An 18,909-nucleotide genomic window follows, 5' to 3' on the forward strand; every position below is an offset into this window, starting at 1 on the left:
TCCCCCGATCTCCCTCGTCTCGCTTGCCGTCCCAGTCACCCCCGCGATGGTCTTCCCAACCGCCCTCACGGCTGTCCTTCCAGTCGCCCTCGCGGCTGTCTTCCCAGCCACCCTCGCGGCCCTCGCGGCCCTCACGGCCCTCGTAGCCCTCGCCGCCCGCGTCGGCGCCCTGACCTCCGCTCTTGGCGACCTGAGCCGCACTCTGGGCCAGGTCCCGGGCACCGGCTCCGACCCCGGTGAGACCAACCGCGGCGATGCTGACCACCCCGGTGAGCCCGGCGGCGATCCAGAGCTTGCGTCGCCGCTTCGACGCGGCCTGCGGGTTCACGGCATTGTTCTGAGCTTGGTAGTTGGACATTGAGCTCTCTGCCCTCTCCTCATACCAGAAAGGGACATATCACGTAAAAGTGAATATCCCTGCCACAAATCGGTTGTAGCCCCCAGAAGCACTGTATGAGAACCTTTCTCGTTTTGTGGGCTTACCTCAAGCAAACCCACATACGGCTTACCGTTAGCCAGCCCACCGGCCACTACCGGGAAGTTCGTTATTAGGAGGTATTGTCCGAAAGAAGCGGTAAAGCAATTTTTGTACGGTGAAGGCAACCTCGTCGTTGAATCGCCCTGCCGACAACCAAGTGAGCAGAACGGTTTGCCGCCACGACAACGCCGACACCCGGGCAGTGATCAGCTGCTGCCGACCCAGGTCCATGCCTTCGACCGGACACAGCCGCAGCCGCCGACGGGTGCCACCGCCCGCTGCGGTCATTGGCGGGAGGACTGGGCCTGGTTCAACGCCGGCGCTCCAGTGCCATGCTGGTGATCTGATCGGCGACACCAGTTGCTTTCAGCTGGTTCACAGATAGCGCACAGCCAACACCTGAGATCAGCGGCCACAGTGCTGGTATGACTTCTCCTCGATCCGGCGCTGGTCGACCCACCCGCCGTGTCTTCCTGCTCGGTGGGCTCGCCGCCGCCCTCGGGGTCTCGGCATGTGGCCGGACGACGGTCACCGGGGTCGACGGCCCCTCAGCGTCGGCCGCCTCCATCGACACACCAACCAGCGCGGTGACGACCGAGCTGACGGGCAGCTACTCGATCGCCGACAGCGCCACCGGGACGCAGATCGACGTGACGGTCACTGGGGACAGTCGGATCATCCGCGCCAACGGACTGCCGAACCACCCGAGGGGCAGCTTCCCGAACGCGAACAACCCCCACGCCGTCTCGGCCCAGGCGTACGAGTTTCAGCTACCGCTGCAGGGCACCCAGGCCAGTCGCGCCACCAGGTTTGTCCTGCCACAGCCCTTCGGCATCGCGATCAACGGGGTCCTCTTCGACCCCCTCGCCGCCGAGTGGTACCGACGGGACCCGGCCTCCGGCTGGACGATCGAGGCGATCGGGCCCAAGGCAACCCTCGGCCTGGACGACAACAACGCCCACGTTCAGCCGACCGGGGCCTACCATTACCACGGCCTACCTACGGCTCTCGCCGATCAGCGGGATCCGAGCCGCCACTCCCCGCTGCTCGGCTGGGCCGGCGACGGCTTCCCCATCTACGCAGGGTCAGGCTACCGCGACGCCATGGACCCGACCTCCGGCATCACCAGGCTGACCTCCTCGTATCGGCTGCGCTCCGGCCTGCGCCCGAATGGACCGGGCGGCGCATACGACGGCACATACACCGAGGATTTCGAGTTTGTGCCGGGCCACGGCGTGCTGGACGTGGCCAATGGTCGACACGGGGTCACGCCCGAGTACCCCGACGGCACCTACTACTACGTCCTCACCGACACGTTTCCGTTCATCCCACGACAGTTCGTCGGCACCCTCGCGGAGAGCTTCCGCCACTCGGGACGCGGGGGTGGGCCTCGGTAGTTGATGACCGATCCGTTTGCCGGCCGCCGGATGCGGGGTGCCGCAGGCAGCATCGGCGGTTCCGCTACCCATGCGCCCCGGAGCCGTTTGTCATACCGGAGTTCGACACTCGGTCGACCGAGACGACAGTCAGGGGAGTTTCCATGCGCAAGGTCGTGCTCTACACACTGATGTCGATGGACGGGGTGGTGGGGGCACCCGATCGCTACATTTTCAACTTCGACGAGGTGATGTACGCCAACCTCGCCCGGACGATCAAGAGTCAGGACACCGTGCTGCTCGGCCGACGGACCTACGACGAGTGGGCGCCGTACTGGCCGACGGCGGAGGAACAGCCCTTCGCCGACTTCATCAACGCGGTGCCGAAGTTCCTGATCAGCTCGGCGACTCCGACGGTGCCGTGGGCCAACACCACGGTCGACTCAGGCCCGGTCGCCGATCTCGTGCGCCGGCTCAAGGAGCGTCCGGGTGGCGACATCGGCGTCCACGGCAGCATTCGCCTCGCCCAGTCCCTACTGGCGGACAATCTGATCGACGAGCTCCGGCTCGTCATCGCCCCGGCGGTGCTGGGCTCCGGGCGACGACTGCTCGGCGAGGGTGACGAGCAGCTACGGCAGTGGAAGCTGCTGCGGCTGGAGGGAACCCCCTCCGGCGCCATGCTCGCCGACTACGAACTCGACAGAACCCGCTGAGCCCGGAGCGGCTCAGGAGCGATCCAGGACGGCCGCCTCGGCGGGGGTGGGTGCGCCGCCGCCGAGATGCGCCGGGAGCCACCAACTGTCGTCGGGGCCGGCCGGACGCTCCGGGTACTCGCGTTGGGTCCGGTCAACCAGAGCGCTCAGCCGCTCGGCCAGGTCGGTGTTCATCGCGTTCGCGTCCGGGTATGCAGCCGGATTCATCGGCTCCCCGATCAGGATGGAGATCGGGGTGTGCCGCCGGCTGAGGGTGCGTGGCCGTCCCTTGGTCCAGAGCCGTTGGGTTCCCCAGATCGCCACCGGCAGCACCGGCACGTCGGCTTCCCGGGCCATCCGGGTCGCACCGCTCTTGAGGTGCTTGACGGTGAACGACCGGCTGATCGTCGCCTCGGGGAAGACCCCGACCACCTCGCCCTGCCGCAGCGCGGTGACCGCCTCGACGTAGGAGCCGCTGCCGGCCCGGCGATCGACCGGGATGTGTCGCATCGCCCGCATCAGCGGCCCGGAAATCCGATGCGTGAACACGGACTTCTTGGCCATGAACCGGACCAGCCGCTTCGACTCGCGCGCGCCCAGGCCACAGAAGATGAAGTCGAGGTAGCTGATGTGGTTGCTGGCCAGGACAGCACCACCGGTACGGGGAACGTGGTGGGCACCCTCGATGGTGATTTTCAGGTCGAGTACCCGGAACATCGTCTGGGCGGCGGCGATCACGGGCGGATACACGAGTTCCGGCATCCGCTGACCCTACCCCGGGTAAGGTGACCGCCCGGTAGGTGGAAGCCGTGTTTGTCCCGACTGCCGGTACCAACTGCCGGTTCCGGCTATGGGCCCCGACTGCGGGCCGCGGGCCCGACCGCGAGCCGACGGGCGGGACCCGCGCCCCTCAGTCGCCGCGCTGGCGCAGGTCGAGCCGGCCACGGGCGAACGCATCCACCCGACCCCACCGGCCCGGAATGTCCAGCACCTCGATCCGACCCATCCCCGCTGGTAGACGCGGCTCGACAACCAGGTGGCCCTGGTGTGGCTCCAGCCCGAGCATCGTCCGCAGCAGCAACAACGGGGCGCCGGTGGACCAGGCCTGGGGCGTACACGCGGTCGGGTACTCGACTGGAAACTTGGTCAGCTCCCGTGGGTAGCCGCCGAACGCCTCCGGCAGCCGACCGTCGAAGTAGCGGGCGGCGTCGAGGATGCCGCTGGCGACCGTCGCCGCCTCCTCCGCAAAGCCATACTTGCGCAGGCCCCAGGCGACGAACGAGTTGTCGAACGGCCAGATGGTGCCGTTGTGATAGCCGATTGGGTTGTATCGGGCCTCCCCCTTGGCCAGCGTCCGAACCCCCCAGCCGGAGAAGAGTCGTGGCCCAACCAGGTGTTCGGCGATTCTCGGGGCTCGCTCATCGGTAGCGATTCCGCTCCACAGCAGATGCCCGATGTTGGAGCTGAGCACGTCGCACTGCCGACCGTCCGGGTCCAGGGCGAGTGCGTAGTACCCGCCGTCCTCCACCCACCACTCCCGGTTGAACCGTTCCTTTAGGTCGGCCGCCTCCCGCTCCAGCTGCTCGGCGTAGGCCGGGTCGTCCCAGAACTCGCGGGCCAGCCGAGCCGCCCGCACCTTTGCGTCGTACGCGTATCCCTGCACCTCGCAGGTGGCCCGGGGAAACGGCGGCAGGGAGCCGTCGCGGTAGGAGATGGAGTCCCAGGAGTCCTTCCAGCACTGGTTCTTCAGCCCGGTGTCGGTGTTGCGTCGTTCGTACCAGATGTAGCCGTTGCCCACCAGGTCGGCATATCCATCGATCCATTTCAACGCGGCCCGGCACTCGACCTGCAACGCCCGCACCAGATCAGCGTCCCCACTCCACCGCTCGTACTCGTCGAGGAGCACAAGGAACAGCGGGGTCGCGTCCACCGATCCGTAGTACGGCGAGTGTGGCTGCTCCTCGAAGGCCGCCGTCTCGCCGTACCGCATCTCGTGCAGAATCCGGCCCGGGTCCTCCTCCCGGAAGTCGTCGAACCGGGTGCCCTGGAGGGCGGCGAGGATCTGTAGCGTCGTCTTGGACAACTCCGGGGCGAACGGCAGTACCTGCAGGCAGGTCAGGATGCTGTCCCGACCGAACATGGTCATGAACCACGGCAGGCCGGCGGCCGGTAGCGCCGCCCCACCCAGTGAGAACGGAACGAAGCGCAGCGCCGCCAGGTCGACCAGGCAGCGGCGGTACGTCGCGGTCAGATCCTCGCGTTCACTGTTGACCTTGGGAGCGTCTGCGATCCAATCCTTGAGGTCCTGTTCCAGGGCGAGCCGCTCGTCGCCATGCGCACGCAGGCCCCTGCGCAGGTCCCGGCCGCCGGGGCCGAGGGTCATGGTCCGGACGTCGATCTCCGCCACCCACTGCTCATTCGCCGCCAGGTGGAGGGTGTAGGTGAAGCCGCCCTGGTCGAACCGCGCCGGCACCGACGAGGTGATCATGGTTTCCCGTCGAAAGTTGCCGCGCCGGTAGCCCAGCCGAAGCCGGTCCGACTCGGCCTCGGTGTAGGTCTCGCCCTGCTTACTCAGCTGGTCGTCCTTGATCTCGAACAGATCGGCGAAGTCAGCTGCCGCCGCCATCCGGACCTCCAGCTCGACCGGATTCTCATCGTGATTGAGAATGGTGAGCGTCTCCCGGAAGCTTCCCCCCACCGCCCGTTCCCGGATGACCGAGAGCTTGGCGTCCACATAGTGTGTCGCCGCCCCCGGCACCAGGAAGAACCGCGCCTCGTAGTACTGCAGGTCGTCATAGGAGAGCGGGTTGAGCCGTTCGCCGTTGACCGTCAGCACCCAGGTGGACAGGAAGCGGGTGTCGAGGGAGAAGAGACCGGTCGGCTCGTTCGGCGTCGCCTCGATGTCCCCGCTCTCCGCGGAGACCACGAAGGTGTTGCCGTCGAGAATGCGCACCGTGTTGCCCGGCATCAACGAACCTCCCGCCCGAAGGCTCGGCGCGGCCCACGCGAGCGCGGATCACCCGGGAAGAGCCTCTCCACCTGGACGAAGAGCCGTGGATCGCCGCTGACCCTCAGGTCCCCCCGCAGGCTGGCCGCGATGGCGTGTTCCCGCCCGGCGGCCAACTCCTCGAAGAGCGCCGGGCTGAGTCCGATGGTCGCGTCGGCCTCGAGGTCCTCCCGGCCCACCCGCAACCGCCCGCGGTCGATCCGGACGAACCAGTGCGTCGTGTGCGCCCCCTCATGCAGGTCGAACCGGACCGTCGCGGTGGTCCGCATCAGCAGCGGCTCAAAGCCCCGCCGGTCGAGGTCCTCGAAGAAGGCCGTGGTCGCTTCCGACATGGGTCTCCCCTCCCGCCGGCCCCGTCCGCACACGCGACTGGGCTACCCGTGGCACATCCCGACGTCGTGCCATCACCTCCGCGCACGGGTCCCCCGATCCGGACCGGGTCAACCTCGCCCGGATCGGGTGAACCTGGCCGAGCCGCGCTAGTTGTTCGGGTCGTCCGCGCTGATGTCCGCGAGCACCGACTGCGGTTCGCGCTCCACCGCCAGGTCCCCCATCGACACCAGGCCGATCAGCTGCCCGTTCTCGACCACCGGCAGGCGACGCACCGCGTACGTCCGCATCAGGTCGGCGGCGGCCACGGCGTCGTCGTACTGGCTGACCGTGATCACATCCCGGGTGGTGATCTCGTTCAACCGGGTCGAGGCGGGGTTCATGTTCTCCGCCACCGCCCGCACGGTAATGTCACGGTCTGTCACGATACCAACTACGTCGTCGCCATCCGTGACCACGACGTCGCCGATGGCGCAGTCCCGCATCTCCTGGGCGGCCGCGATGAGCGTGTCGTTGCCGTCCATCGTCACCAACCGGGTCGTCATGAACTCTCCGACCGTTGTCATGGTGCTCCCCTCTCGCTGTCGGCACCGCGGACTACCCCCACCAGGCGGGCAGGTAACGAGCCCGGAAGCGATGGGGTGGCCGCTCAGCCATGCGGCGGAAGGCCGTAGACGCGCTCGACGTGCAGCCGCAACACCAGCCGGCGCTGCGCCACCATCTCCCGGCGGAATTCGTCCCAGTCCGGGTGTTCACCCTGCATCGCCCGGTAGAGGGTGACCAACTCCTCGACCGTGGGGTCGTCCCCGCGCTCGGCGACCGGCGTCAGCTCGGCCCGCCCCTCGGCGACCGCGTACGCCCAGCCGGCGCCGCTGCTGACGTGGAAGCTGGCCTGCGGATCCCGGCGCAGGTTGGCGACCTTGGCCCGGTTGTCGGTGACCGAGATCCGGATCAGCCCGGCCGCCGGGTCGTACTGGTAGAGCACGGTGGAGAGCTGCGCGGGCCCGTCCCGCCGCAGCGTCGCCAACACACCCATCCGGTGCTCCGCGAGGAGCTCGAGCAGCGGCGCCTGGCTCTGGTCGGTCACGGTTGCCTCCCTCGTCGGGTCCACCCACAATCCAAACACGTCGGCACCGCCCCGGGGGTGAGGGCGGCGCTGACGGTCCGGCTCAGGCGCGCTCGGCGGCGACCAGTTCGGCGATCTGTACGGCGTTGAGCGCCGCCCCCTTACGCAGGTTGTCGTTGGCGCAGAAGAGGGCGAGACCGTGTTCGACGGTCTGGTCGGCGCGAATTCGGCCCACATAGGTCGGGTCCTGACCGGCGGCCTGCAACGGCGTGGGCACCTCGGAGAGGGCGACGCCGGGTGCGTCAGCAAGCAACTCCCGGGCCCGCTGCGGGGTGATCGGCCGGGCAAAGCGGGCGTTGACCTGAAGTGAGTGGCCGGTGAAGACGGGTACCCGGACGCAGGTGCCGGAGACCTTGAGCTCGGGGATCTCGAGGATCTTGCGGCTCTCGTTCCGCAGCTTCTGCTCCTCGTCGGTCTCCTCGGACCCGTCGTCAACGATCGAACCGGCGAGCGGGAGCACGTTGAACGCGATCGTCTGGGCAAACGACCGGGGCACCGGGAAGTCCACGGCCCCGCCGTCGAAGGTGAGGCCACTCGCGTGCTCGGCCACCTTCCGGACCTGCTCGTCCAGCTCAGCCACGCCGGAGAGGCCGGCCCCGGAGACCGCCTGGTAGGTCGAGACGACGAGACTCACCAGCTCCGCCTCGGCGTGCAGCGGACGCAGCACCGGCATCGCGGCCATCGTGGTGCAGTTCGGGTTGGCGATGATCCCTCGGGGCCGTTGCCGGGCAGCGTGGGGATTCACCTCGGCGACGACGAGCGGCACCGCCGGGTCCATCCGAAAGGCCGACGAGTTGTCGATCACCACAGCTCCGGCTTCGGCGACCCGGGGGGCCAGATCCCGGGCGGTTTCCTTGCCGGCCGAGAAGAGCACGACGTCCAACCCCGAGTAGTCGGCGACGGCGGCGTCCTCCACCGTCAGTTCGCCGCCGCGCCACGGCAGGGTCCGCCCCACCGACCGCGCGGAGGCGAACAGCCGAACCTGTTCCGCCGGGAACTCCCGCTCCGCCAACACCTGCCGCATTACCCCACCGACCTGGCCGGTGGCCCCCACAATGCCGATCCTCATACCCGCGAGGCTACCCAGCCGAGCCCGCCAACCAAGAATCCTTCCCACCGCCCGGACCTGGCGATCCGGGCGGCGGCCGGTCAGCGAGTGCTGGTAACGACCTCCCCCAGGTCGGTCGCCGCCAGCTCGGCCCGGATCTGGGCGGCATCCCCCTCGACGACCAGCGTCAACCCCGCCGGGTGCAGGTGCGCGGCGGCGGCCGCCGACACCTCCTCGACCTCGGCGGCGAGCAGCGCCGCACGCAGCCGGGCGTGGTAGTCGTCGGGCAGGTCGTGGACGACCAGCGTGGTCAGCGCCGCGGCGATCGCCCGTGGCGTCTGCAACTCGACCGAGAGCTGGCCGGCCAGCCAGGAGCGGGCCACCGCCAGCTCCGGTTCGGTCACCCCGGTCTGCTGGGTACGGGTGATCTCGCCGACCGCCTCGACCAACGCGGGCGCGGTCACCGCGGTCTGCACGCCGGAGCTGACCGCGAACCGCCCGAACCGACGCGACGACACGAAGTCGCCCCGGATCCCGTACGTGTAGCCCCGCACCTCCCGGATCAGGTGGTTGAGCCGGGAGGTGAAGGCGCCGCCGAGTACGGTGCCGGCGAGCCGCATCGGCACATGGTCGGGATGCGCGCGGTGCGGCGACGGGTGCCCGAGCCGCAGCGTCGACTGCACCGAACCCGGCCGGTCCACCAAAATGATCTTGCGGCCGTCGCGCGGGGTGACCTCGACCGGGCCACCCCGGTCCACCGCGCCGCCACCGGTGCCGGCGAACGCCGTCGCCGCGAGCGCGTCCAGGTCGAGTCGCTCCAGGTCCCCGGCGACGATCAGAGTGCCCGGCCGAAGGAACCACTCCGAGTGGAAGATGCGGACGTCCTCGACCTCCAACGCGGCCACCGTCTCCGGATCGCCGTACAGCGGCCGGCCCCAGCGGTTCTCGGCGCCGAACAGGTCCGCCCGCAGCGCCGCGTCGGCCCGCGGGCCCGGATTCGCCCAATCCATGCGCTGGGCGGTCGCCTCGTCGTCGCGAACCCGCCGAACATCGTCCGGGTCCAGCCGTGGCGTGCGCACCGCCTCGGCCAACAGCTCCACGGCGGCGGGCAGCCGATCCACCGGAACCTGCACGCTCACCTGGAAGGAGTCCCAATCCAGGCCGGCCACCAGCTCGGTGCCGAGCGCCTCGATGGCCAACGCGTACGCGGTCGCGTCCCGCTGCGCCGTCCCCTCCTCCAGGGCCTTGGCGAGCACCCCGCCCAGCCCCTCCCGCCCCTGTGGTTCGCGGCCGGCGCCGGCGTCGAGCAGCAACAGCGCCACCGCCAACGACTGCCCCGGCAGGTGCGCGGCGACCAGTTGCCCACCCGCGACACCGCGGCGAACCACCTTCGGAAACCGGTACGGTCGGGCGGCGCCCGGACCGGGCCGGGTGCTGATCAGCGTCATGAGCTCTCCTCGGGCAGGTAGGTCAGAGTCACCCGGTCGGCGGGGGCGAGCACCTCGGCGGCCACCGCCGCGATCTGCTCGGCGGTCACCCCCAGCCACGCTGGCAGCCGCTCGGCCGCCTGGCGCGGGTCGCCGAACTGTGTCGCGTATCGGCCCAGCGTGTCGGCCCGACCCTCCACCGTCGACATCTGCCGCCACCAGGCGGTGCTGAGCAGCGCCTTGGCCCGGTCCAGCTCCGCGGCGGTAACCGGCACCGTGGCCAACTCGTCGACAACCTCGCCCAACCCGGCGGCCAACCGCTCGGCCGGTACCCCGGGGCGGGCGGTGGCGGTGGCGATCAACGGCGCCGGGGCGTACGCCAGGTCCACGCCGTACGCCCCGACCAGGTCCGGCTGCGCGATCCGTTCCCCGTCGGCGAGCCGTTGGTAGAGCCGGCTGCCCCGCCCGCTGCCGAGGACGGTGGCGAGCACGCTGGTCACGTCGTAACCGGCGGTGCCGAACGGGTGGGTACGGTGCGCGACGTACACCCGGGGCGCGGGAACCTCGGTGACGACCGTCTCCGTCGTCGCCACGCCGGCGCCGGGAACGTACTGGCCGTCCGGCGCGGCCGGGATCTCCGGTCGGGAGGGGATCGCGCCGAAGTACTTCTCGGCCAGGGCGAACACCTCGACGGCGGAGGTGTCGCCGACGACCGTGAGAACGGCGTTGTTCGGCGCGTAGTACGCGGTGTGGAATGCCTGGAAGGTGGGGAGGTCGGCGGCGTTCAGGTCGGCCATCGAGCCGATCGTCGCGTGGTGGTACGGGTGGCCGGGCGGGTAGAGCAGCGGCAGCAGCCGCAGCCACGCATCGCCGTACGGGACGTTCTCGTAGCGCTGCCGCCGCTCGTTCTTGACCACGTCCCGCTGGTTGTCCAGCGTCTCCTGGGTCAACGCCGGCACCAACCCGCCCATCCGGTCGGCCTCGAGCCAGAGGGTCAGCTCAAGGTGCTCGGCGGGGACCGTCTCGAAGTAGTTGGTGCGGTCTGGATTGGTGGTGGCGTTGAGGGACCCACCGCACCCCTGGACCAGCTTCATGTGCTCGGTTTTCGCCACATTTGTCGAGCCCTCGAACATCAGGTGCTCGAAGAGGTGGGCGAAGCCGGTCTGCCCCTCCGGTTCGTGCCGGGAGCCGATGTCGTACCAGAGGTTCACGGCCACGGCTGGGGCGGTGCGGTCCTCGCTCACCACCACGCGCAGGCCGTTGTCCAGTCGGGTCGTCTCGATGGGCCAGGGAAAACCGCTGTCGGGCATGGGAGGACGCTATCCGATCTCCGGGGCGCGCGTGGACGGTGCGCCGCGGGACGGGCCCGACGCGCGGACGGTGCGCCAGGAGACGGGGCCCGACGCGCTGGTTCAGCCCGTGGGCCCCGCCGGCTCGCTCAGCGGAACGGGCCGCGTACCTCGTAGGTGATGCCGCCGGAGGACGATCCGGAGGTGCCACGCTGGGAGGAAAAGTAGAACCGGGTGCCGTCAGGGGAGAACGCCGGACCGCAGATCTCCGATCGGGACTGACCGGTGATCCGCAGGAACGGAGCGACGACCTCGTCCGGCGTAATGATGTTGACCTCCATGTTGCCACCGTCCTCGGCGACGTAGAGGTCACCGGCGGCGGTACCGGTGATGTTGTCCACCCCGGTCAGCGGTGCGGTGCCGGAGACCAACGAGTCGTCGTACGCCAGGTCGATGCGCTCGTTGACCGCGTCGTACGCCCAAACCCGGTTGTCCCCCTTCGTGGTGAACCAACAGGTCCCGTCGGCGTACCAACAGCCCTCCCCGCCGTTGAACCGCTTCGCCCCGGAGACCTGGTCTCGGGTGTACGTCGGCGAGCCGTCCGGGTCTGGCACCGGGGCCCAGGACACCGGGCCGCTGGTGGCGGTGCCAGCCACCAGCACCTCCAGGGTTCCGGCCGAGAGGTCACCCCAGGTCGTCGGCCGGAACCGGTAGAGGCAGCCGTCACTCTCATCCTCGGTGAGGTAGATCACTTGACGCCCTGGATCACAGGCGGCGGCCTCGTGCTTGAACAGACCCATCGCGTCCCGCCGCAGGGCGCTCGCGCCACCGGCCGGGTAGGTCTCGTAGACGTAGCCCCGGCTGACCTCCTCGCAGGAGAGCCAGGTCCCCCACGGCGTCGCCCCACCCGCGCAGTTCTGCCGGGTGCCCGACAGGATCTGGTAGGCCGAGGCGATGCTGCCGTCGGCGTTGAACCGGATCGCCGACGCGCCGCCACCCGGGGTGATCTCCGAGTTGGAGACGTAGATCCAGCCGACGCCGGCGGCAAAGCAGGCACCGCCGTCGGGCGCGTCGTGCCAGGTGTACGCGGTACCGGTGACGGCCTCTCGGGAACGGGCCACGATCCGACTGGTGAATCCCACGGGTAGCTGGATGCCCAGGGCGTCGGCCGACTGCAGGGGTCCGTAGGGGCTCTCCCCCGGCTGGGCGGGGTCGGCCAGCGCGGCGCCAGCCCAGAGGCTGCCGGAGAAGGCTGCGGCGCCACCGGCGACGCCGGCGCGGAGCAGGGTACGACGATCCATCGAAAACCTCCGGGAGAGGGAGTGGTCGGTCGTTGGCATCACAAACCTATCGATACCGCCATCGACGCTGGTAAAAATCAGATGAGCTTTTCCGAACGAGCGGGTGGCCATTGCCGTCGAGTCGGGTAGACTCGCCGACGTGACACGCTCGTATCGATGGTTTAGGCAGCCGGCTCTCCCGCCGGTGACCTCATCGTGAGCTGACGTCACCCGCACGAGCCGGCAAGGCAGGAGCTTCCGCTCCTGCCTTTTTGCGTACGAGCAGCCGGCTCTCCCGGGCACCGGCCCCGGGCACGGTCGGCGAAGGGATGCCCACCGTGACCACCTCCGAGACCAACCGGATCAGCGACCAGCGGATCGACCGCGTGGTGCCGCTGACCACCCCGGCCCTGCTACACCACGAGCTCCCCCTGGACAATCCGCTCACCTCGGCCGTGCTTGCGGGCAGACGGGCCGTCGGCCGAGTGTTGGACCGCGCCGACGACCGCCTCCTGGTGGTGGTCGGCCCCTGCTCGGTACACGACCCGGTCGCCGCCCTCGCCTACGCGCACCGACTCCGCGATCTCGCCGACCGGCTCGCCGACGACCTGCTCGTGGTGATGCGGGTCTACTTCGAGAAGCCGCGCTCGACCGTCGGCTGGAAGGGGCTAATCAACGACCCTGGGCTGGACGGCTCCGGTGATGTGAACACCGGCCTGCGCCGGGCCCGGGCGCTCCTGATCGACGTGCTGCGCCTGGGGCTTCCGGTCGGCTGCGAGTTCCTGGACCCGATCACCCCGCAGTACATCGCCGACACGGTGGCCTGGGGCGCGATCGGCGCCCGGACAGTGGAGAGCCAGGTGCACCGCCAGCTCGCCTCCGGCCTGTCGATGCCGATCGGAATGAAGAACCGTCCCGACGGCAGCATCTCCACCGCGGTGGACGCCATCCGGGCGGCCGGCGTGCCGCACGTCTTCCCCGGCATCGACGCCTCCGGCACCCCGGCGATCATGCATACCCGCGGTAACACCGACGGCCACCTGGTGCTCCGCGGTGGCGGCAACCAGCCGAACTACGACGCCGAGTCGGTGAACGACGCACTGGCGCTGCTGCGCGCCGCCGGGCTTCCGGAACGACTGGTCATCGACGCCAGCCACGCCAACAGCGGCAAGGACCACCGCAACCAGCCGCTCGTCGCCGCCGACGTGGCCGCCCAACTCGCCGGAGGGCAGCACGGCATCGTCGGCGTCATGCTGGAGAGCTTCCTCCTCCCGGGTCGGCAGGACCTGGACCCGACCCGCGAGCTGACATACGGTCAGTCGATCACCGATGCCTGCATCGGCTGGGACACCACGGAGGAGGTCCTGGCCGACCTGGCCGCCGCCGTGCGCACCCGGCGTCGGGCTCCGGCGGTCACCCCGGCCTGACCCCCGGGCGGGTGGTTTACCGGGTACGGCCCCGGGTAGTTGGGCGCCGTGACCGACAACCCACCCGTAACCGCGGTGCCCGAGACCGAGTCGGACCTGCGCCGTCTCGACGACCTCCTCGAGGATCTCTACCGCGGCCAGGAACGGATCAGCCAGGGCGACATCTACCGGCGGGCGGTCGCCGCCCAGATGCCGGCGGGGCTACTCACCCGCATCGGCGGACTACCCGAGGGCGAGTACTCCGTGGACGAGGCGGCCGACCTGCTGGGCGGGTCGGCCGCCTGACCGGGCCGCCGCGGACGAGCCGGTCCGCGGCGACCGGTGACGCCCGGAGCCCGGGCGCGCAGCCCGGTGATCCGACGTGAAGGAGAGTGACATGTCCCAGCCCGGCCAGCGGCGCTCGGAGCAGCAGGAACAGCTCGCGGCTCTCGGCCAGCCGCCGGAGGGCCGGGACACGCTACCGGAGCCGGACTTCGCCCGGGAGCACGATGTCACCGCGGTTGATCGAGACATCATCACCGGCGCGGACGCCGACGAGCGGGAGGAGGAGTCTCCCCGAGGTTGGTCGGGCGAGGAGAGCTGAGTGCCCGCGCCGCTCGGCACAGGCACCGAACCCAGGCGATCGCGGGTGGGGCCGGGCTAGCCCGGCCCCACCCGCGATCGCCCGACGGATGTCCTGCTTGGCCGGCTGACTAGCCCTCGCTCCGCTCGGCATCCTGCTGCGCCCTCGCGTACGCCAGCTGGATGAAGTCCGACGCCGTCATGGCGGTGAGAGCGGTGGCGACGAGACGGGTCAGACGCGGCGCCAGCACCAGCCCACCGGTGAGCCCGGTGGCCACCCAGACGGCCAGGCAGAACGGGCAGCTGAGCAGCTCACCGACGGCGTGCCGGGTGGAGCTGCCCGAGTCGCGCACCTCCTCCATCACCTCGCCACTGCCGATCGGCCGGGCGTAGCGGGTGAACGGGGCCCGCAACGGGCTGGTCACGGCCTTCTTGGAGAGCAACCGGCTGAGCTTGTGGGTCGCGATGGCCAACAGGACCACGTCGGCCGTCGCGGGCCGCTCCGGCAGCGGCCGCCGAGTTGCCTTCACCAGCCCGGCGAGCGCGGCCGTCACCCCGGCGTAGGCACCCATGGCCACGAGATAGCCGCCGAGCGGCCGGTACTCGTGTGGCGCGTAGGCCCGACGCAGACGGGTCACTTTCGCCTTCAACTCGGTCACCGCTCCCTCGGTCTGGTCGCCGAGCCGAACGGCTCGACGTTGCGCCCGGCTCAGCCCGCCTGCAGGTTGTCGGCCACCGCTTGGGCGAGATCTTCCAACGCCTCGTCCACCAGCCGGTCGGCGGTGCCACCGGTCAGGTCGAGCCGGATCCACGCCCCACCGGCGTCGGCTGGGTCAACCCGGATCTCGGCGGTCCAGTCCCCGCTGGCCCGCCAGCGGGCCGTCAGCTCCGCCGGACGGATGTCCGTAGCCGGCCGGCCGTCGGCGCGCAGCGGCTCGGGGAGCCACGCCGACATCCGGTCCGGGTCGATTGCCGTGTTGAACACGACCTCCGGGGGTGCCGACATACCCCGCTCGGCTGACGCCATCACAACTCCCGCAGTCGGCTCGGGTCGACCTCCCGCCCCGGGCGCCGGGCGAGGTACTCGGTCTCGAGCTCAGCGGTCCGACGCAGGTGGGTGGCGAGCGCCGCGTCGGCGGCGTGCCGCAGGGTGTCCAGCCGCGTTCGGTGCAGGCTGTGCAACTCACGGATCAGGTCGGCATCGCCGAGTTCGGCAGGGTCGATGCCGAGCACCTCGCCGTCGGCGTCCGCGGTGCCGGAGGCCCGGTCGTGCAGATGGTCTCCATCCCATTCGGGCATCCGCTGCTCCGGGCTCGGGTACTCATCCCGCCGCACGGATCCGGTCATCGTCGCCCCCTTCGCTGTTCTGGGCTGGCGTCTGGCCGGATGCCCACCCGCGGTGCCGGCAAACCAGCCCGCCGCCAGGACACGGCTGTCGGAAGGCGCCCCCGCCCCCGGTACCCTCAAGGCCATGAAGCGGCTCTGGACCCCGGCGTGGATCGTGCGCCATGTGGCCATGGTCGTGCTCGTCGTGGGCTTCCTCGGGCTCGGCTGGTGGCAGCTCAGCCGCGCGGCCGGCGGCAATCCGATCAGCTGGGGATACGCCGTGGAATGGCCGGTCTTCGCCGGCTTCGTCGTCTTCGTCTGGTGGCGGGAGGTCCGCCAGGAACTCCGCGGGCCCGAGGCGCCGGGCCCCGTCGCGGAGACCACCGAGTCGTCCACGGCCGCCGAGCCGACCCGGCTGGCGGTGCGCCGGCCGGTACGGATCAGCCGTACGGCGGCCACCGGGCCGGACGGTGACGATCCGGAGCTCACCGCCTACAACCGCTACCTGCGGTGGTTGACCGACAATCCGGGTGCTCGGCCCGGCGACTACCCCGGCTAGGCCGGGTCGGAAGGACGGACGACGGTGGGCGCAGCCCTGACCCGGTACCGCGTGATCGCCTGGATCGTCGGCGTGGTGCTGATCCTGCTCATGGTGATCGGAATGCCGCTCAAGTACGGCTTCGACTACCCGCTCGTGGTGGAGACTGTGGGCCAGGCCCACGGCTTCCTCTACATGGTCTATTTGGTGGCCGCCTTCGACCTGTCCCGGCGAGCCGGCTGGCCGTTGTCCCGCATGATCCTGGTGATGTTGGCGGGAACCGTTCCGTTCGTCTCCTTCTTCGCCGAGCGGCGGGTGAGCGGGTGGGTGACCGGCCAGGCCACAACCCCGGAGCCCGCGCCCAACACCCCCGTCCGATAGAAGTTCACATACTTCCGTTCGACAACAATCGCCTCGACTTCCCCTGCGGTTCACTCCTGTCCCGGGTTACCTTGTCCGGGTCGGCCCGCGCAACGCCGTCCGTCCGGAGGGCACGGGTCCGGTGCCGCTGGGCTTCCCCCTACCCGGTGGCTGGTGGGGAGAAGGAGCCGTCGCACTTGTCGTCCATCCGGAAACGACTTCCCGCCCTCGCCGTCGCGGTGATCTCGGCCACGCTGGTCGCACCGATCGCACCCGCCCAGGCCGAGCCCTCCCCCGCCGAGCTGACCCGGCAGATCGAGAAAGCCTCCGCCGAGCTGGAGCAGGTCGTGGAGGCGCACAACACCCTTGCCGAAGACCTCAAGGCGAACAAAGCCACCCTGACCCAGTTGACCGCCCGAGTGGGCCCGCTAGAAGAGCAGGTCGCGCAGAGCCGGGCCGAGGTCAACCAGTTGGCGGTGGCCGCTTACAAGACCGGTGAACTCGGCACCGCCGCCGCACTACTGAGCCCAGACGACGCCACGACCCTTGCCGGCCGGCTCACCGCCGTCGACCGACTCGCCCAGGAGCGGCAGAAACGCATTACCGCCTTCACCAACGACCAGCGCCAACTCCTCGCGCAACGGAGCCGGCTGGAGGCAACCGTGGAGAAGGCGACCGCGCAGGCCCAAGGGCTGGCCAGCACCCGCAAGCGGATCGAGCGCGACCTGGCCGACCTGTACGAGCTGCGCCGGCAGGCGTACGGCCGGGCAACCGAACAATCCACCGCTGCCAACCAGGACCAGGGCCGAGCGGCACCATCAGTCTCCGGCGCGGCCGGGGTGGCGGTGCGGTACGCGTACGGCGCGTTGGGCAAGCCCTACCGGTGGGGCGGGGACGGCGGCGCCGGTTACGACTGCTCGGGCCTGACCTCGGCGGCGTGGCGAGCGGCCGGGAAGTCGCTACCGCACAGCACCCGCCGGCAGTGGGGGGTGGTGACGCACATCAAGCGCCGCGACCTGAGCCCCGGCGACCTGGTCTTCTACCGCGGGCTCGGGCATGTCGCCCTCTACGTGGGCAATGGTCAGATCATCGATGCCCCCACCGCCGGGCGCAACGTGCTCAAGCGCGACATGAACATCATGCCGATCGTGGGGTACGGCCGGGTCCGCTGACCAACCCCGCCCGAGAAGGGCCGAGCCGGCGTCCCAGCGGACGCCGGCTCGGTACCGCTCAGGCTGCTGCCTGGAGCCCCTCGGCGCGGGCCAGTTCGCGCAGCCGGCCGAGCGCCTGAATCTCCAGCTGTCGAATCCGCTCCCGCGAGAGCGAAAAGCGTGAGGCCACCTCGGTCAGCGAGTGCTCCCGACCATCCTCAAGGCCGTATCGGGCGCGCATGATGCCCGCCGACCGGTCGTCCAGGTGGCTGAGGAGGCCCTCGATGCGCTGCCGCTCCAGGCCAGTGAGGACGATGTCCTCCGGTGACGGTGCGTCGCTGTCGGCGACCAGGTCACCGAGGTTGGTGTCGCCGTCGTCACCGACCGGGGTATCCAACGACACGGTGTCCTGCGACCAGCGAACCAGCTCGTTGACCCGCTCGACGGTGACACCGAGCGCCGTCGCGATCTGCTCTGGCTCCGGGTCGCTGCCGAGCTCACGGGTGAGCTGCCGGGCCACGTTCCGCATCCGGTTGACATCCTCCACCAGGTGCACCGGCAGTCGCACAGTGCGCTCCTGCTGGGCGATCGCCCGGCTGATCGCCTGGCGGATCCACCAGGTCGCGTAGGTGGAGAACTTGAAGCCACGCTCGTAGTCGAACTTCTCCACCGCCCGGACCAGACCGGTGTTGCCCTCCTGGATCAGATCCAACATGGGCATCCCGGAACGGACATACCGTCGGGCGATCGACACGACCAGTCGCAGGTTGGCCCGGATGAACAGATCCTTGGCCCGCGACCCCTCAGCGACCAGCCGTTGGAGTTCCGCCCTCTCGACGCCGGCCGGGACGCGGTCCTCGTCGAGCAGATGCTCGGAGTAGAGGCCAGCCTCGATCGCCTTGGAAAGATCGACCTCCGTGGCGGCGTCCAGCAACGGCGTCCGGGAAATCTCGTGAAGGTAGACGCCGACCAGATCGCGCTCCTCGGCGACCTCGTCGGTCCGCATGCCGATATTCTTGTCCACGTTGCCCACGGTCCCCTCGCTCGCGCCGGTTGCCCGGTTCCTTGCCATCCCCACGTCCGCCAGCTCCCTCCCCGTACCTTCCGCTGTTGCTCATCGGCGCTGACACCTGAACAACAGTTGAGACGCGTCAGGGATTCCATATCGTGAGTCGAACGTGTCACGAATGCCTGATAATTAGCTGAGAGCACGGTCCATATTTGCTGTCAGCACCTCAGGTGGCGGCCCTGAGCTGAGCACGACGTCCGTTAGGTGGATCGACTGCCGCCGACCCGGTCAATGGCAACACCACCCCGACCAAGGGCACAGCGACCCGGGTCACCACCGAACTGCGATCCTGGTCACGCCCGGATGTGCCACGGCGGCCCGGCCGGTTCATCCACACCCGTGGTGATACCCCGCGCCAGGGTGAACAATCCGCAGACAGGTTCCATGCCGGGCCCGAGGCCAGCCGGGCCACCCCCACCATTCG

Annotated in this window: 21 protein-coding genes and 1 pseudogene; 8 read left to right on the forward strand and 14 right to left on the reverse strand. The window is 69.8% G+C overall.

Going from position 1 to position 18,909, the window contains the following annotated elements; translation table 11 throughout:
- Nucleotides 1-358 (reverse strand): annotated as a pseudogene (locus tag K228_RS0117450) (hypothetical protein); the annotation flags it as partial.
- 545 nt (nucleotides 359-903) lie between these two features.
- On the opposite strand from K228_RS0117450, the gene K228_RS0117455 reads away from it, so the two are divergent.
- On the forward strand, nucleotides 904-1,875 hold the full coding sequence (locus tag K228_RS0117455; RefSeq protein WP_025619595.1) for a YHYH protein: 972 nt from the start codon (nucleotides 904-906) through the stop codon (nucleotides 1,873-1,875).
- 143 nt (nucleotides 1,876-2,018) lie between these two features.
- Complete coding sequence (locus tag K228_RS0117460) at nucleotides 2,019-2,567, forward strand: dihydrofolate reductase family protein (protein WP_025619596.1); 549 nt, start codon at nucleotides 2,019-2,021, stop codon at nucleotides 2,565-2,567.
- A gap of 12 nt (nucleotides 2,568-2,579) precedes the next feature.
- Here the strand turns inward: K228_RS0117460 and K228_RS0117465 are convergent, their stop codons facing one another.
- From K228_RS0117465 to K228_RS0117505, 9 genes are all read right to left on the reverse strand, one after another.
- The gene (locus K228_RS0117465; RefSeq protein ID WP_025619597.1) at nucleotides 2,580-3,308 is read right to left on the reverse strand and encodes a lysophospholipid acyltransferase family protein; all 729 of its coding nucleotides are present in this window, start codon (nucleotides 3,306-3,308) and stop codon (nucleotides 2,580-2,582) included.
- A gap of 148 nt (nucleotides 3,309-3,456) precedes the next feature.
- The gene (locus K228_RS0117470; RefSeq protein WP_025619598.1) at nucleotides 3,457-5,514 is read right to left on the reverse strand and encodes an amylo-alpha-1,6-glucosidase; all 2,058 of its coding nucleotides are present in this window, start codon (nucleotides 5,512-5,514) and stop codon (nucleotides 3,457-3,459) included.
- The gene (locus K228_RS0117475) at nucleotides 5,514-5,885 is read right to left on the reverse strand and encodes an SCP2 sterol-binding domain-containing protein (protein ID WP_025619599.1); all 372 of its coding nucleotides are present in this window, start codon (nucleotides 5,883-5,885) and stop codon (nucleotides 5,514-5,516) included. Before K228_RS0117475 ends, K228_RS0117470 begins: the two co-directional genes overlap by 1 nt.
- A 147-nt stretch (nucleotides 5,886-6,032) precedes the next feature.
- A complete protein-coding gene (locus tag K228_RS0117480) occupies nucleotides 6,033-6,449 on the reverse strand; it encodes a CBS domain-containing protein (protein ID WP_025619600.1) in 417 nt (138 codons plus the stop codon).
- An 83-nt stretch (nucleotides 6,450-6,532) separates the two neighbouring features.
- Nucleotides 6,533-6,970, reverse strand: coding sequence for a PPOX class F420-dependent oxidoreductase (locus K228_RS0117485; protein WP_025619601.1), 438 nt, complete (start codon nucleotides 6,968-6,970; stop codon nucleotides 6,533-6,535).
- Between the two features lie 82 nt (nucleotides 6,971-7,052).
- Nucleotides 7,053-8,078: an aspartate-semialdehyde dehydrogenase gene (locus K228_RS0117490; protein ID WP_025619602.1), complete on the reverse strand. Its 1,026-nt coding sequence runs from the start codon at nucleotides 8,076-8,078 to the stop codon at nucleotides 7,053-7,055.
- Nucleotides 8,079-8,158: 80 nt separating this feature from the next.
- Nucleotides 8,159-9,505, reverse strand: a complete 1,347-nt coding sequence (locus K228_RS0117495; RefSeq protein ID WP_025619603.1) for a M16 family metallopeptidase — start codon at nucleotides 9,503-9,505, stop codon at nucleotides 8,159-8,161.
- The gene (locus K228_RS0117500) at nucleotides 9,502-10,794 is read right to left on the reverse strand and encodes a M16 family metallopeptidase (RefSeq protein WP_025619604.1); all 1,293 of its coding nucleotides are present in this window, start codon (nucleotides 10,792-10,794) and stop codon (nucleotides 9,502-9,504) included. Before K228_RS0117500 ends, K228_RS0117495 begins: the two co-directional genes overlap by 4 nt.
- A 128-nt stretch (nucleotides 10,795-10,922) precedes the next feature.
- Nucleotides 10,923-12,074, reverse strand: a complete 1,152-nt coding sequence (locus K228_RS0117505; protein WP_025619605.1) for an alkaline phosphatase PhoX — start codon at nucleotides 12,072-12,074, stop codon at nucleotides 10,923-10,925.
- Nucleotides 12,075-12,382: 308 nt separating this feature from the next.
- Here K228_RS0117505 and K228_RS0117510 point away from each other — a divergent pair, with 308 nt between their 5' ends.
- The 3 genes from K228_RS0117510 to K228_RS0117520 all read left to right on the forward strand — a co-directional run bounded on the left by K228_RS0117510 (nucleotide 12,383) and on the right by K228_RS0117520 (nucleotide 14,063).
- Entirely contained in the window at nucleotides 12,383-13,480 is a 1,098-nt protein-coding gene (locus K228_RS0117510; protein WP_025619606.1) for a 3-deoxy-7-phosphoheptulonate synthase, read from the forward strand.
- A gap of 39 nt (nucleotides 13,481-13,519) precedes the next feature.
- Entirely contained in the window at nucleotides 13,520-13,765 is a 246-nt protein-coding gene (locus K228_RS0117515) for a hypothetical protein (RefSeq protein WP_025619607.1), read from the forward strand.
- A 91-nt stretch (nucleotides 13,766-13,856) separates the two neighbouring features.
- The gene (locus K228_RS0117520; RefSeq protein WP_025619608.1) at nucleotides 13,857-14,063 is read left to right on the forward strand and encodes a hypothetical protein; all 207 of its coding nucleotides are present in this window, start codon (nucleotides 13,857-13,859) and stop codon (nucleotides 14,061-14,063) included.
- A 109-nt stretch (nucleotides 14,064-14,172) separates the two neighbouring features.
- Here K228_RS0117520 and K228_RS0117525 read toward each other — a convergent pair whose 3' ends face one another.
- From K228_RS0117525 to K228_RS0117535, 3 genes are read right to left on the reverse strand one after another with little or no spacing between them, the layout of a single operon-like run.
- The gene (locus tag K228_RS0117525) at nucleotides 14,173-14,700 is read right to left on the reverse strand and encodes a DUF1360 domain-containing protein (protein ID WP_025619609.1); all 528 of its coding nucleotides are present in this window, start codon (nucleotides 14,698-14,700) and stop codon (nucleotides 14,173-14,175) included.
- A 50-nt stretch (nucleotides 14,701-14,750) separates the two neighbouring features.
- Complete coding sequence (locus K228_RS0117530) at nucleotides 14,751-15,068, reverse strand: hypothetical protein (protein WP_025619610.1); 318 nt, start codon at nucleotides 15,066-15,068, stop codon at nucleotides 14,751-14,753.
- On the reverse strand, nucleotides 15,068-15,388 hold the full coding sequence (locus K228_RS0117535; protein ID WP_025619611.1) for a DUF6158 family protein: 321 nt from the start codon (nucleotides 15,386-15,388) through the stop codon (nucleotides 15,068-15,070). Before K228_RS0117535 ends, K228_RS0117530 begins: the two co-directional genes overlap by 1 nt.
- A 124-nt stretch (nucleotides 15,389-15,512) precedes the next feature.
- Here K228_RS0117535 and K228_RS0117540 point away from each other — a divergent pair, with 124 nt between their 5' ends.
- The 3 genes from K228_RS0117540 to K228_RS0117550 all read left to right on the forward strand — a co-directional run bounded on the left by K228_RS0117540 (nucleotide 15,513) and on the right by K228_RS0117550 (nucleotide 17,437).
- A complete protein-coding gene (locus tag K228_RS0117540) occupies nucleotides 15,513-15,926 on the forward strand; it encodes a hypothetical protein (protein WP_025619612.1) in 414 nt (137 codons plus the stop codon).
- A 24-nt stretch (nucleotides 15,927-15,950) separates the two neighbouring features.
- Nucleotides 15,951-16,286 (forward strand): DUF3817 domain-containing protein, encoded by a 336-nt coding sequence (locus tag K228_RS0117545; RefSeq protein WP_025619613.1) that lies wholly within the window; start codon nucleotides 15,951-15,953, stop codon nucleotides 16,284-16,286.
- 176 nt (nucleotides 16,287-16,462) lie between these two features.
- Nucleotides 16,463-17,437 carry a C40 family peptidase gene (locus K228_RS0117550; RefSeq protein WP_025619614.1) on the forward strand — a complete coding sequence of 325 codons (975 nt, stop codon included), beginning with the start codon at nucleotides 16,463-16,465 and terminating at the stop codon, nucleotides 17,435-17,437.
- Nucleotides 17,438-17,495: 58 nt separating this feature from the next.
- Here K228_RS0117550 and K228_RS0117555 read toward each other — a convergent pair whose 3' ends face one another.
- Nucleotides 17,496-18,488, reverse strand: coding sequence for a sigma-70 family RNA polymerase sigma factor (locus K228_RS0117555; RefSeq protein ID WP_025619615.1), 993 nt, complete (start codon nucleotides 18,486-18,488; stop codon nucleotides 17,496-17,498).
- Between the last annotated feature and the right edge of the window lie 421 nt (nucleotides 18,489-18,909).

This window comes from Salinispora cortesiana (assembly GCF_000484695.1).
Classification (GTDB): Bacteria; Actinomycetota; Actinomycetes; order Mycobacteriales; family Micromonosporaceae; genus Micromonospora; species Micromonospora cortesiana.